General features: G+C 48.1%; 8 protein-coding genes. All 8 read right to left on the bottom strand.

All coding sequences use genetic code 11. The annotated features are described in order from the left end of the window. Window positions 1-73: 73 nt before the first annotated feature. The 8 genes from KNO70_RS06640 to addB all read right to left on the bottom strand — a co-directional run bounded on the left by KNO70_RS06640 (window position 74) and on the right by addB (window position 14,891). On the bottom strand, window positions 74-457 hold the full coding sequence (locus KNO70_RS06640) for a YisL family protein (protein ID WP_214811597.1): 384 nt from the start codon (window positions 455-457) through the stop codon (window positions 74-76). Between the two features lie 113 nt (window positions 458-570). Further along, window positions 571-3,129, bottom strand: coding sequence for a sensor histidine kinase (locus tag KNO70_RS06635; protein WP_214689340.1), 2,559 nt, complete (start codon window positions 3,127-3,129; stop codon window positions 571-573). Then, on the bottom strand, window positions 3,126-3,488 hold the full coding sequence (locus KNO70_RS06630; protein WP_015880966.1) for a response regulator: 363 nt from the start codon (window positions 3,486-3,488) through the stop codon (window positions 3,126-3,128). The genes KNO70_RS06635 and KNO70_RS06630 overlap by 4 nt, the downstream gene beginning before the upstream one ends. Before the next feature lie 133 nt (window positions 3,489-3,621). Next, window positions 3,622-5,493 carry an ABC transporter ATP-binding protein gene (locus tag KNO70_RS06625; RefSeq protein ID WP_305798179.1) on the bottom strand — a complete coding sequence of 624 codons (1,872 nt, stop codon included), beginning with the start codon at window positions 5,491-5,493 and terminating at the stop codon, window positions 3,622-3,624. After that, window positions 5,490-7,214, bottom strand: a complete 1,725-nt coding sequence (locus KNO70_RS06620) for an ABC transporter ATP-binding protein (RefSeq protein ID WP_214811594.1) — start codon at window positions 7,212-7,214, stop codon at window positions 5,490-5,492. The genes KNO70_RS06625 and KNO70_RS06620 overlap by 4 nt, the downstream gene beginning before the upstream one ends. Then, window positions 7,207-7,689, bottom strand: a complete 483-nt coding sequence (locus tag KNO70_RS06615; protein WP_214811591.1) for a MarR family winged helix-turn-helix transcriptional regulator — start codon at window positions 7,687-7,689, stop codon at window positions 7,207-7,209. The genes KNO70_RS06620 and KNO70_RS06615 overlap by 8 nt, the downstream gene beginning before the upstream one ends. 169 nt (window positions 7,690-7,858) lie before the next feature. Then, window positions 7,859-11,470 (bottom strand): helicase-exonuclease AddAB subunit AddA, encoded by a 3,612-nt coding sequence (gene addA, locus KNO70_RS06610; RefSeq protein ID WP_483299132.1) that lies wholly within the window; start codon window positions 11,468-11,470, stop codon window positions 7,859-7,861. Further along, complete coding sequence (addB, locus tag KNO70_RS06605) at window positions 11,454-14,891, bottom strand: helicase-exonuclease AddAB subunit AddB (protein WP_214811575.1); 3,438 nt, start codon at window positions 14,889-14,891, stop codon at window positions 11,454-11,456. Before addB ends, addA begins: the two co-directional genes overlap by 17 nt. Window positions 14,892-14,898: the final 7 nt, after the last annotated feature.

The following is a 14,898-nucleotide window of genomic DNA, read 5'->3' as shown; positions in this document are numbered from 1 at the left end:
GATTTTTTATTTTCCCCTAATAATTTGTGTACAAACAAAAAAATCCCACTTCGGTGTGCGAAGTGGGAACGTCTTATTGAATAAAGCTGTTGAAGAAAGATTGTCCATAAGGCAATGCATAGCCGATGAAAATCGTAATGATTGCCAAGACGATAAATCCGCCAAATAGTCCGTTCGACGGTTTTTTCTTTTTGACTTTGACGAGCGTCATCTCACCGAAGATCAAAGTTAATAAACCGACCGTGATTTTCACGTGATAGAATGTCCCGCCACCATTCAACTGAAGGTAGAGATAAAGTCCTGTTCCGAATGCGATGAGTAACATGAGTCGAAACGCCATATGTGCGATCTTTCCACTCTTGTTGCCGTTCTTATAACCGATATAGGCCACGGCAAACAAAATAAGTAACAAAATCCAGCTCGTAACGTGCGTGTGCAAGAATGCAATCAGTGGCATTCAAATGCCCCCCTTTATGATGTTGTACAGTCTTCATTGTACACGAACTCTCTCCCGATTGGTCAAGCGAACGATTCTAAAAAATGAGCCATCCTCAAGGGATGGCCCATACATTATACAGGAGTCGTCTCTGCCTCTTGGACAGCGTACTCATAGCTTGGGATTTCAACGATGAACGTCGAGCCCTCATGCTGAATCGATTCCACATGGATTTGGCCGTTGTGACCACGGACGATTTCCTGACAAATCGGTAATCCGAGCCCCGTACCGCCGATTTCACGACTGTCGGAGTTGTCGACACGATAAAACTTATCAAATAAGCGATCGAGCGCGTCACTTGGAATCCCGATTCCTTCGTCCTTCACTTTAATGGACACGATTTGCTCGTGATGCGCAAGTTCGACCGTGATTTTTCCACCTCTTGGAGAATACTTCACGGCGTTCGACAATAGATTACTCATCAACTGTTTGAACTTCTGGCAATCGACGAATAATTCATATGGACGTGCATCATCCGCAATCAATTCGAATTCATGTTTCAATGACGATGCCTCATAGAACGTCAACATGTCTCGGACGACCGGCTCGATATCAAGCTGTTCCCGGTCGTACATTTGGCTACCGGACTCCATTCGCTGCACATCGAGGAAGTCGTTGACGAGATGTGTCAGACGCTCCGTCTCGGAGTGAATGGTCTCCAAGTATTTAGCCTGTTTTTCATTCGGCAACTGTTTCTTGACCATCAGTTCAGTGAATCCATAGATGGACGAGAGCGGCGTACGCAGTTCATGCGAAATCGTTGAGATAAACTCACTCTTCAATCGCTCCGCCTCTGTTTCACTCGTGATATCACGGAAGACGAGAAGCGTACCTTTTGAAAGTCCACCTACAATGATGCGTTCCGCATACATCTGCAAGTTCATTTCGCCTTTACGGATTGAGAAGCTGACACTGTCATGTGGGAAATCTTCGGTGAATAGGCGATTCGTATACTTTGTGAAGTCCTCCGCCTGATCGACCGTTTCAACTAGGCGATTGCGCCATTCTTCCCACGTTTCTTCTTCGAGGTCCTGTGAACTGACGTCACTTAACTCAGGGAACATCTCATAGAGTGGACGGTTGACGAACACATCATTCGTCGAATGGTCGATGTAGACGACCGCTTCTCGAATCGAATCGAGAATTCGCTCTGTCTTGCCTTTCTCACGCTTCATCTCTTCAAATAGACGCATCCGTAAGAGAGAAAGTGAGAGTTGACGAGCAAATGACATGATGTCGCCCATTTGTGTTTGGGTGAAGCGATCTTTGTATCGGACCAGATAGATGAACGCGATGATTGAATCATCTGCCGGATCATGGACCGGTACCGCCGTCTCAAACATATAGTACGGATACGGGAGCGGATGGTCGCTTGCGACTTGTTTCGACGAATGTACCGTCGTCTTCAATGTCATCGCGCGCGTCAATACAGAATTTTCGCTATCGAGTAACTGACGAGACAACGTGTCGTTCAAACCGTGGCTCGTCACGCGATACGTGCCGGACTCATCCACAAAGACGAGTGCACCGACCTCCGAATCTGTAATCGTGACCAGTTTCTCGATGATTTCAGGATAGGCTGTAAGCGAATCGCGTGACGCCAACGTCTCCGTCAATTCATTCCGATACGCGAGATGTTGTTCGTTCTGTTGTGTCTGTTCTAGAATTTCTTCTAGCTCTTGTTGCTGTGCCTGCAACTCTTCTTGTTGGGCAATCAACTCTTCTTGTTGTGCTTGCAACTCATGGTTTTTTTCAATCAAATGTCGTTCATTGTCACGAAGTGTCTCAGCCATCTTATGGAACGATCGAGACATCGTCCCAATCTCATCTTCTCGTTTCATCTGATCGCTCAAATCAACGATTTCCCCTTTTAACAAGCGGTTCGATGCGATGGAAAGTCGTGAAATCAAACGTGTTTGACGGCGTAGGAACGGCTGGACAAACAATAAGATCAATACGGCGAACGAGGCGATGCTCATGATCCACAAGAATTGAAGCATATTGTTGTTCTGTCGCCATTCAACGTAGACGGCCTCTTTTTCAGATGCCATCAACTCACGATATTCTCCGAGCGCAGACTCTACCTCATCAATCGGTCCGAGGATGTCGATTCCACGTTGCGGATTAAATTGGACGAGTCCTTGATCAATCAAGCGCTGAGCCGTCGGCAACTCGGCAATCGTTTGAGCATCGATAAACGTCTCTGTGACTTCCCCATCTTGTTGCGCTTGGGCATATTCATACGTCACCGGAATGATCACATCATAGTAAAAGTCGTGGAACTGCTGAAGATCTTCTGCGAACAATTCTCCTTGGCGCGTCTGAACTTGTGTTTTGAACCAATTGATTTCTTGTTGGAACTTCGCCTCATTCGCACGTGAACGTTCGAGCGATGCTGTGTCGCCGAACAAGAGATATCCTCGTGTATCATATTGGTCAGCCTGCCACTCATCCCAAAGCGTAGTCAAACGGTTAACGCGTTCATCGACCTGACGCAATCTCGCCTCGTTCGCCTCCAAACGGTTCTCGATATAGACATAAGTCAATGCCGATCCGACCAATGCAATGACGAGGAAGGAATAAAGGACGACCATGATGTCGCGTCCGAGTTTTTGTTTAAACCACCTTTTCACTTCACGATGCCTCCTATTATTTTGACGAGTTCAAGTGGGCTGAACGGTTTAGAAATGAAGTAGTCGACACCAATCTCGTTCGCGCAATCACGGTCAGATTGTTGGCTTTTCGCCGTCAACATCATCACTTTCGTCTCTTGTCGCCCTGGTAACTTCCGTACTTTTTCAATCACTTCAAGCCCTGTCATACCGGGCATCATATGATCCACAATGACCAAATCATATTCATTTTCTTCAATCAATCGATAGGCCTCAATTCCATCTTGTGCCTCGTCGATGTCATATCCTTCATCTTCTAATGTATCCATAACAAGCATGCGTAGCACTTCTTCGTCTTCCGCAAGTAAGATTTTAACCATAATTGTTCCTCCATTTTTTATCCCATTTTTTTATTTTAACGGATTTGTAATTGTTACACAAAATAAAAAGACGTACGAAACTCATCTCGTACGTCTTTTGCCTATTCACATTGCCCCAAAACCTGTATTCCAGTTATACGACTTCTTTTTCAGCGAACTGACTATTGTAAAGTTCTTCATAAAAACCACCAGCTTCAAGAAGCGATTCATGTGTTCCTTGCTCAATGACCCGACCTTGGTCCATAACCAAAATCAAATCCGCATCTTTGATGGTCGATAAACGGTGAGCGATGACGAAACTCGTCCGCCCATTCATAAGCCGTTTCATCGCCTGTTGAATCAAAATCTCAGTACGCGTATCCACACTCGACGTTGCTTCGTCTAAAATCATAATCGGTGGGTTCGCCAATACTGCTCGCGCAATCGTCAGCAACTGTTTTTGACCTTGTGAAATGTTATTGGCCTCTTCATTCAACACGGTGTCGTATCCGTCTGGCAATGTTCGAATGAATGCATCCGCATGCGCCGTTTTCGCCGCGTTGACGATTTCCATCTCAGTCGCTCCCGTTTTCCCATAGGCGATGTTATCACGAATCGTCCCGTTGAATAGCCACGTGTCCTGTAAGACCATTCCAAACGTATGTCGCAAATCTTGTCTCGACATTTTACGCGAGTCTTTCCCATCGATGAATATCTCTCCACCGTTCAACTCATAAAAACGCATGAGTAGATTAATCAATGTCGTTTTGCCGGCGCCTGTCGGACCGACGATGGCCACCGTTTGGCCCGTCAACACATCGAGATTCATATCTTGAATGAGTAGGTCGTCACCGTATCCGAAATCGACATGACGGAACGTGACATTTCCTTCGGCACGTTCTAATTGATAGGTCGTCACATCTTTCACTTCTTCTTCTTCATCCAACAGTTCAAATACACGTTCCGCCGCGGCAACCGTCGACTGGACGATGTTCGCGATATTCGCTGTCTGGGTGATTGGTTGGGTGAACTGACGTGTATATGTGATAAACGCTTGAATGTCCCCGATGGAGATGCTGCGCTGCGTGACCAAAATACCGCCGACGACACTAATCAATACATAGCTGATGTTCCCGATGAACATCGTCATCGGCATGATGATTCCGGAAATGAATTGCGCTTTCCGTCCTGCATCGTAAAGCTCCTCATTCACATCGTCAAACTCACGCACAGCTGTCTCTTCCCGACCAAACGCTTTGACGACCGCGTGCCCTGTATACATTTCTTCCACATGGCCGTTCAGTTGTCCAAGGTGACGCTGTTGATCGGAAAAATATTGTTGCGACCGTTTCAAAATCGGACGAATCGCAAAAATCGTGAGCGGAAGGGACACAAGAGAGATGACCGTCAACAGAGGACTGATCGACAGCATCATAATCAAAATCCCAATGATGGTAACGATGGAAGTAATGAATGACGTGACACTCTGTTGTAGCGTACTCCCAATCAAGTCGATGTCATTCGTCACCCGGCTCAATGTCTCCCCGTTCGAGCGTCCGTCATAATACTTGAGCGGAAGTCGTTCTAACTTTTTGTTCACGTCTTCGCGCAAATCATAGACCGTTTTTTGGGCAACACCGGACATCAAATATTGTTGCACGTAGTTGAATAGACTACTGATGACGTAAAGGCCAGCGAGGAGCGACAAAATTTGTCCGATTCTCGTGAAATCAATTTCTGCCCCTGGCACACCTGTAAACTTCGCATATGCCCCTTCAAACAGTTCGGTGATGGCGATTCCCATGATTTTCGGACCGGCAATCATAAAGATTGTACTTAAAATCGCCGCGACAAACACAGCAATCAACGTGTTTCGCCGTGGTTTCAAATAGGCAAGCAAACGACGGAACGTGACTTTGAATGCTTTTGGCTTTTCGCCCATCATCATCATATTTCCACCGCCCGGACCTCCTGGACCGCCGTGTCCCCCATGAGTTTGTCGCGTATTTGCTTGTTTCTCACTCATGCGATTTCCTCCTCAGACAATTGCGATTTCACGATTTCTTGATAGACCGCATTCGTCGCAAATAATTCCTCATGTGTCCCGATTCCGGCAACGGCTCCTTCTTCTAGAACGATGATTCGGTCGGCGTCCATGATCGTGCTGACACGTTGTGCAACAATCAGTACCGTCGCATCTTTCGTTTCTTCTTTTAACGCTTTGCGAAGGGCGGCATCCGTTTTAAAATCAAGTGCCGAGAAACTGTCGTCGAATACATATAAATCCGGTTTCCGAACGAGAGCTCGCGCAATCGACAGACGCTGTTTTTGACCACCTGACACGTTTGACCCACCTTGTTCGATCACAGCCTCATATCGGTCTGGCATCTTCTCGATAAAGTCACTTGCCTGCGCGATGGATGCGGCATGAACGACTTCTTCCACTGTTGCATCGGTCTTCCCATATCGAATGTTCTCAGCAATCGTACCTGTGAACAGCAACGCCTTTTGTGGAACGAACCCGATCTTCGAACGAAGTGCCTGTTGTGGAACCGCTTGGACATCAACACCATTCACGCGAATTGTCCCCGACGTCACATCGTAAAATCTTGGAATCAGATTGACGAGTGTCGATTTACCTGACCCCGTACCCCCAATCACCGCTGTGACCTCACCTGGATTCGCTGAAAAACTCACATCGGATAGCGCTGGTTCTTCAGCACCCGGATAATAGAAGGTCACGTTATCAAATACGAGTGTCCCTTGCTCAATGTCCGCAGTCTTTGTCCCGTCATCAATCAGTGAAGGTTCCATCTCGAGCACTTCGTTGATCCGGTTGGCAGACACAGAAGCCCGAGGAACCATGATGAACATGACTGATGCCATAACGAGCGCGAACATGATTTGCATGACGTATTGAATGAACGCCATCAAATCTCCGATTTGCATCGCACCGTTATCAATCCGAATCCCTCCGAACCAAATGACGCCGACAACCGTCAAGTTCATCACGAGCATCATGACCGGCATGAGGAACGCCATGATTTGGTTCACTTTGATTGAGACGTCCGTCAACCGTTCATTCGCCTTCGTCAATCGAACCTGTTCTTCTTTTTCACGGTTGAAAGCTCGGATGACACGGATGCCCGTCAGATTTTCTCGGAGAACAAGATTGAGCCGGTCCAATCGATTTTGTACCTTTTTAAACAACGGCATCGCCTTCCAAAAAATGAGGAAAATCGAGATGACGAGTACCGGCATTGCGGCAACAATGACAAGAGACAACGTCGCATCCTTCGAGGTCGCCATGATCAATCCACCGACAAACATGATCGGCGCACTCACAACCATTCGCAGCATCATGATGATGACCTGTTGCACTTGCGTGATGTCGTTTGTCGTCCGTGTGATGAGCGAAGCCGTCCCGACACGATCGAACTCTTCAAGCGAGAAGCGTTCCACATGATTGAACACACGTCTTCGTAAGTCACGACCAAATCCCATCGCCGCCTTTGAAGAATAAAAACTGGCCACAATAGCAGCAAGTGCTCCAAGTCCCGTTACACCAAGCATGATTCCGCCCATTTGCCAAATGTAGCCGGTATCGCCCGTCACGACCCCATTATCGATAATGTCCGCCATCAACGTCGGTAAAAATAAATCTGCTAACGACTGCGCGAACACAAACAATAAAACCATCAGAACAGCCCATTTATAAGTAACGAGACGTTTCAATAACTTAATCATGTCGACACACTCCTTCACAATCTGTGAGCCCTTCATTCAATCCATCCGCAATATGTTGATGGGCTGTAAGCATATGATGATACGTATCCTCATCGAGACGAGACAAAATTTGATTCAATTGATATTCCGTTCCTTCTTCTTGTCGCTCAATCTCTTCAATCAAACGTTTGCCCGATTGGTCAATCGTCAACACAACTTCTCGCCGATTATCCGGGTTGATATCCCGACGAATCAATCCTTTCTCCACGAGACCATCTAACGATTGACTTAACGTGCTCTTTGGCATTCTCGTTCGCTGAACCAGTTCCTTTTGCGTAATCGCACCCTGTTCATTCAACATCATCAGACCGTGCAGTTGAGGTAATGTGAGATCGTTTTGTTGCGCCGTCTGATGCATGAGACGAATCAGGACACGCTGCACACGCCAAAATGATTGCATCATCTCCCGTGCCCGATTTGTATTTGTCTCGGTCATTCTCATTCACTCCTTTATCGTTCCGAATCGAATTGTTCTAAACGGAACAATTCTTTATATAAAATAAATTACTCCTCTCCAACTCGATTGTCAACGAAATCGAATGTGAATTTGCACATAGGAAAAGAGCGATGTCCTATAGCTGACATCGCTCTTCATTTATTCACATTTATTTAGTCGACACGGTCACGATTTCCTGCAGATCAAGCGAATAAATCAAAGTCCGCTCGACCCGAATATTCCAGATCGTCTCAATCGCCTCTCGATATAATTGTAGTTGAATCGCATATCGATCTCGCAATCGCTCATGTGCCTCTTCCCGGGAATCGGATAGATGCGTGACAGCATCCGATTTATAATCGAGAAGCACATACGAGTCCCCATCGAAATACAGACAATCGATAATCCCTTGGATTAAGACATGCTCATCCGTGAAGTGTCCATCCGGATTGACGCGTTCGGCCGGCACCGTGTAGGTGAAAGGTAGCTCTCGCCATGCCGTCCCGCGCTCTAGTGCATCGGCGAGCGCTTGACCAACTTCCGTTTGGAAAAACATCTCGATATCGGGGATGGCGAGGCGTGCTGTCTCTGCCTCGACCGGACTGAGCATCCCTTGCATTTCCCATTGATTGATTTGGTCGACAATCGGTTGGTTCGGGTCAGCCAGTTGGAAAATCAAGTGTAACGTCGTCCCGCGTTCCGCACCGGTCTGTTTGACTTGACGCCATTTCGGTTCCCGATAAGGGGTATCGATCGGACGTACCGGATCTTCGAAAGCGGCCTGTTCGAGTTGCATCGCCCGCTTCAGTTCGGACACCGTCTGTTTCGCCGCCGTACGTACCGCATCCCGTGCAGGGTATTCGTAGGTCAAAGCCCGCTTAACGGCACGAATCGTCTCTTCTTCATTTTGAATCGGAAAATCGATTGCTTCAAATCGTTGGACGTGGTGCAACTGTGCCATCATCTCTTGTAGAGTCGCAATCTCCGCAAGGTCCGCTTCTCCGATGACACGATAAATCCATGAAGTCGATTCTTGGAAAGTAGAGGGAACCGTGAAGCCGAATGATTCGATAAACGAAGTGGCACTCGGAAGGCGTAAAAGCGCCGGTGCAATCCAATCGAGATACGTTTTTGCCTCTCGCCTCGCCTCACTCGCCAATAGATCTCCAGATTGACCGACCTGAAGCCACTGCTGAAGGTGTTTGAGTGGTTCGCCTACCGTTCCCACGAGAATCAATTTTTCTTTCGCACGTGTCAAGGCCACGTAAAGCACGCGCATCTCTTCCGCTTTCATCGTCGCATCTAAATCTCGTCGAATCATCTCTTTCACGAACGTCTCCGATTTCGTACGTGTCACGACGTCAATCGCATCGAGTGAGATGCCGTACTGTTTGTGGAAAATGACACGTTGCATTTGATCGCGTTTATTAAATTGTTTTCCGAGTTGGGCAACAATCGTGACCGGAAACTCAAGTCCTTTCGACTTGTGCACGGTCATGATACGAACGACGTTTTCCTCGTCCCCGAGCGACCGCGCCTCTGACAAATCTTCACCAGTATCCTGTAGTCGGTCCATCACACGTAAGAAGCGATAAAGACCTCGATAGCCACTACGCTCATAGGCTAGGGCCCGGTCATAAAGTGCCTTCAAGTTTTCCTGCCGCCCTTTTCCTCCGGGTAATCCCCCTGAGAAGTCATAAAACCCGGTGTCATTGAATAACTGTTGAATCAATTCCGACAGGCTATGATTTCGTGCATAAGTACGCCAACGGGAGAGGCGGTCAAGCATCTCGCCACATTTTACGCCAAGCTCATCATCGTCATCCGCTTTCGCCTTGAGCGCCTCATAGAAAGAATCTTCTGATTCAAGTCGAATCCGTGCCAACTCGCTATCATCAAAACGGAACATCGGGGAGCGCAGCGCACCGGCAAGTGGGATGTCTTGAAGTGGATTATCAATCACTTTCAAAAGTGCCAGGATCATCCGAATCTCGGTCGCTTGAAAATACCCGCCATCCGAGTCGGTGTAGGCCGGAATATTGTACTGTGTCAAAATGTCCATCAATTGCTCCACACGTTCTTTTTTCGAACGAACGAGAATCACGATATCCCGATATTCACAGTTTCGGAGTTGACCAGTTGATTCATCCGTCACTTTAAACGGTTCGTCTCCCGATACGAGTTCTAAGATGCGAGTAGCGATTGCCCGCCCTTCTACTTCTTGCTTCGATAACTCACGACTCGCGCCATCGACTAAAATAAACTCAGGGTCCGCCGGAATCGGTTCATACTCACGTCCAGGAACAAGTTGTGCCGCCTCATCATATGCGATTTCACCGACCTCTTCGTCCATGAGCTGGACGAACAAATCATTGATTCCGTAGAGGACTTCGGAACGACTTCGGAAATTTTGAGAGAGGTCGATCCGTTTTCCTGTGTTCGCCTGTCTAAAGCGTGTCGCCTTATCAATGAAAAGACCCGGTTCTGCATGGCGGAATCGATAAATCGATTGTTTGATGTCGCCCACCATAAATAAATTCCCGATTTCCTCTAGTTCGTTTGCGACCAAGTTGATGATTGTCTCTTGAATCTCGTTCGTATCTTGGTATTCATCAACGAGTACCTCAGCGAAACGTTCTTTATAGAGCGCTGCAACATCGGACGGTCCCCCGTCTCGTCGTAAAATGGCGAGCGCATAATGTTCCAAGTCACTGAAGTCGACAAAAGCACGGTCGCGCTTCGCTTGCTCATAGGCTTGGGCGAACGCACGGACCGTTCTAACGAGGGTTTCAACGAGCGGTTGTTGCATCGAGACGCTTTCCAATAAGTCCGCCCCGCTGACTCGAGCCTGTTCCACCGCTGCCGTCAATTTTTTCTTCGCTTGGTCGTAAACTGGTTTAAGGACCTCGTGGTAAATCTGGTGCTCCTCTTTTTTCGGAACAGCCTTCATCGTGCCAAACTTCATCGCACGAGCCGCCGTCTCGAGTTCACTCCAGACAATGGTCTCCCCTTCAAGCTGTTCGAACGGAAAAATCGCTTGCCGGATGTTTTCAGACTGTGGCTCATACCCGGCGACCCGAAGCTCCGCTTCAAGTTTCCGAAGATCTCGTACGGCTTTTTCGATGTCATGCCACAGCATCTGTCCAAACTCAATCAGGATTGCTTCCTCATCAGGATCTTCTCCGAACGTGTACATGGATACGAGATGATCTAAATAAGCATCAGGGTTTGGGAGAGTACGCGCATAGTGATATAAGCCAAGAATCAAATCCTCGATTTCACTGTCACCACGGTCTGACGTATACGCATCGACAAGAGCGAAGAAGTCGGTATCCTGTTTCCCGTACTCTTCCTCAAGCACTTCTTCTAAGACGTCATCCTGCAAGAGGACGAGGTCTCGTTCTTCCGCAATCTTGAACGCGGGATCCAAATCTAACAGGTAGTAGTTCTCACGAATCACCTCTAGACAAAATGAATGGATGGTCGTGATGAGCGCCCGGTTCAACATTTGTCGCTGTTTTCGGACATATTCATTTGTCGGGTCGTCGCGCAACGCCTCTTCAAGCGCCTTTGCGATTCGTCGTTTCATCTCTGCCGCTGCCGCGTTCGTAAAGGTGACAACGAGCATCCGGTCTGCCGTGAGTTCATCCGTTTCGTCAAGCAATCGACTAGACAACCGCTCGACAAGAACTGCCGTCTTTCCGGACCCTGCCGCAGCCGAGACGAGCACGTGACTCCCTCTTGCTTCAATCGCGGCGAACTGATCATTCGTCCATTTCACGGTCATCGCCTCCTAACTCCTGAAATACCTCTTCTTTCTCGAGCTTCTTCAATTTACGAGGCGCATTCGAGAGCGCTTCGTCAAAATGACAGACACTCTGATACGGACACGTCTGACACGGGCGCCGTTCTTTATATTCATAAGGTTCTACGTCAATTTTTCCTTTGTACATCTCCTCGGCACTCGCTTTGACGACGTCGAACGCATGGTCCATCAACTGCTCAAGTTGAGGGGGCGTCACAATTTTCTTCAAAGTGTTGGCGTCAGGCGTACCATCTTTTTTATATTTGACCGGAATGACAATTGATTTTTTGGATGAGCCTTTCGCCGAGCGGTCCATCATCTCTAAAATTTCCGGGTCATCTACTAATAGCCCTTGCATCTGATACGACTCCAATACTTTTTGACGCGTTTCTTCTTCAGAACTAGCAGGTGGAACGAGTGGTCGGTGCACGTGGAAATAGAGCGCCGCAGCAGGTGCGACGTTCTCTTTTGTCCACACCTCTGCCTGCTCAATCAATACCTTCAAATAGATGAGCATCTGCATCGCCAGACCGTAATAAATTTCTGCAAAGTCGACTTCACGTTTACTCGACTTATAGTCGACGATTCGGACGTATAGCTGGTCGTGGACCATCGCAGTGTCCACACGGTCGATTCGACCGACTAGTTCACATGTCGCCCCGTTCGATAATGTGAACGAAACGGGTGGAAATTGTCCGCTGCCGAACGCGAGTTCAAACGCTTCCGGGTCAAAGCCGTCTCGTTTTGATTGTTCAATCAACACTTCTGCCGTCTTACTGACGACGTCCGTCAATTTTTTCTTTAAGTAGGCGTAACGATTCGAACTCATCAAGATGGCATGCTGAATCTCTGGGGTCACGAGCTCGACCGCCTGCTCCGCTAAATGGGAGCACTCGTCCGGGGTGACATCTCGCCATTCCTTTCCGTCCATCTTCACCGTCTGCGACATATGTTCGATGGTCCGGTGATACAGATTCCCGATATCCGGGGCCTCGAGTCGATACAACCGTCGTTCCTTCAGACGCAAGCCATAACTTGCGAAATGTTTGAACGGACAGGCTTGGAATGTCTCGAGACGTGAGACACTCGCCCGAATCGACGGAGTATAAAGCGATTTTGCGACACGATCGTCCAACGATTCCGGGATGTTTTGATAGAAGAGCGCGCTCGTCAACAACTGGAGACGTTCCCGTCCATCCGGATGCTTCAACAGTTCATTATAGACAGCAAACCACATATCTTGAATCGGATAATGACGACTCAACCGCTGAAGTTCAAGTGCCGTCACCGCCGCCGTCTGATTCACATTCGTCAAAAAGGCGAATTGATCACGTGGTCGGTGTTCACCTGCTTCAGCAAAATGAGTCTTGATGACGTTTTGGTGAAGTCGCGCCTTCAAGTCAGCGATAAACCGCGCCGGCTGAACGGCTTTCCCCGTTCTGTCGACTAGTGCGTAGCTAATGTATAAACGCTCGCTCGGTGCCGTCACAGCTTTGTATAGGTAATACGTTTCATCATCGAACAAGTGCTCTGTCGCCTTACCGGCACGAAGTCCATTCTCATGCATGAAATCCAAATCTTGATCGGTCAACAGTTTCGACTGTGTCGTGACAAGAGGAATTTGATCTTCATTCGCTCCGAGCAGGAAGACGACTTTCTTATCTATCAATCGACCACGCACATAATCCGTTATCGTCAATTGATCAAGCGAAGGTGGGATCAAGGCATAGCGGAGACTATCGAGTCCGGTGTCCATCATCTGGAGGAATAAGTCCGTTGACAACGTCTCTTCCGGAGCTGCGGCTTCTAGCTGCTCGAGCAAGTGCAAAACCGCGTCCCATACTTGAGTATGCTCACGCGCTTCGAGTAGTTCCGCCTCTTCAATCGCCTCATCGCGCCAGTGCGTCAGACAGTCTAATACACCGACACGCTCTAGAAAGGCATACATGGCGTGCGTATAAGCCTGCATCGTCTTCGCCTGTTTTAAATCTGATAGAAATGGATCAAATGTTTCGATGACACGTTCCCGAGACCGATTCAGCTCAGCCTCAATATCGAGTTCTTCGCTCGTGAGGCGTGCTTCCTCCCCGGAACGACGACGCAACTGCCATTCGTCGTGCCAATGATAATGTTTGATCCCCCGTTCGATAACGAACGCTTCAAGCCGGTCAACCGACGTACGACGATGCACCGGATCAAGGACGACGAGTTCTGTTTTAAGGGCACGGAATACGGACTCTTCTCGATATCCACGTAGAGCGATTTCAATCGTTGCTTTCAACAGTTCGACGAGCGGATGGTCGAGCATTGGTTGCCGTTCATCAAGGAAATAGGGCAGTCCCATCTTTTGTAGCGCCTGAGATGCCAAATCACCATATTCTTCGAGTGAACGCGATACAAGTGCGATATCCCGATAACGATATCCTTCTTCACGTGTCAGACGAATGACTTCTCGAACGGCCGCCTCCACCTCGACGGTTCGGTCGACTGCGGCATGTAAATCGATTCGGTTCTCTGAACCAGTGTAAGGTTCCGCCGTCAATTGGTCGAATGTAGCCTCTAGATAACGGAGACTCGGATGCGTATAACGATAGACGGTATCATACAGCTTGTCTCGAGAAGGAATCTGCCGTTCTGCCAACAGTTCTTTGAAACGCATGAGCGTCCGCTGCGTCGGTCCAAACAATGGATTGAGGCGATACAAGAAGACAGGATCGATTGTCAGCAACACATCGACATCGACCTTCTCTGCGAGTGCGACGAGCACCGCCAACTCCTGCTCTGAAAACTCGTTGAATCCGTCCACATAGACACGTACATCCGTCAAATCTGTCTCCGGAATGATTTGCAACATGACGTTGAAATAGTCTTCTGTATGGAGTGACTTGCCTTCCGTCATCTTTAAAAATCCTTCATAGATGATGGAAAGGTCTTGTAGCTTCAGAGCACGGTGCTGCGCCTGTTCGCTTAACCGTAATAAATGTTCCGGTTCAACAAGCCCTCGCTTCAACATCGAGATCAATTGGTTCAATTCTTCATAAAATCCGAACTGATTCATCGTACGGCGGAACAAGGTCAATCGTTCTTCGCTCATCTCGACGACCCTCCGTAACAACAAATGGGTCCCCGTCTGGTCTAAGAATTGATCTGTCGCTACGCCGGCATCCCGCATCATCAAAAAGGCGAGACGGCGCATCGAAAGGACTTGAATGCGCGTCGAGCCATGCAAACCATCGACTGTCGCCATTTTCTTTTCCATCTCAAACGACATTTGGTCCGGTACAATCATATAAATCGTCGGTCCGCTCGGATTTTGTTTCAGTTCTTGAATGACCTCATGGATCATTTGTTCACTTTTTCCCGTCCCCGATCGACCAACGTGAAAGGTCACTGTCATTTTAGCG

Origin of the sequence: Exiguobacterium sp. s181 (genome assembly GCF_018617125.1) — a bacterium.
Lineage (GTDB): Bacteria > Bacillota > Bacilli > Exiguobacteriales > Exiguobacteriaceae > Exiguobacterium > Exiguobacterium profundum.
Note: the sequence above shows the minus strand (reverse complement) of the source record. Positions and strands in the feature narration are given on the sequence as shown.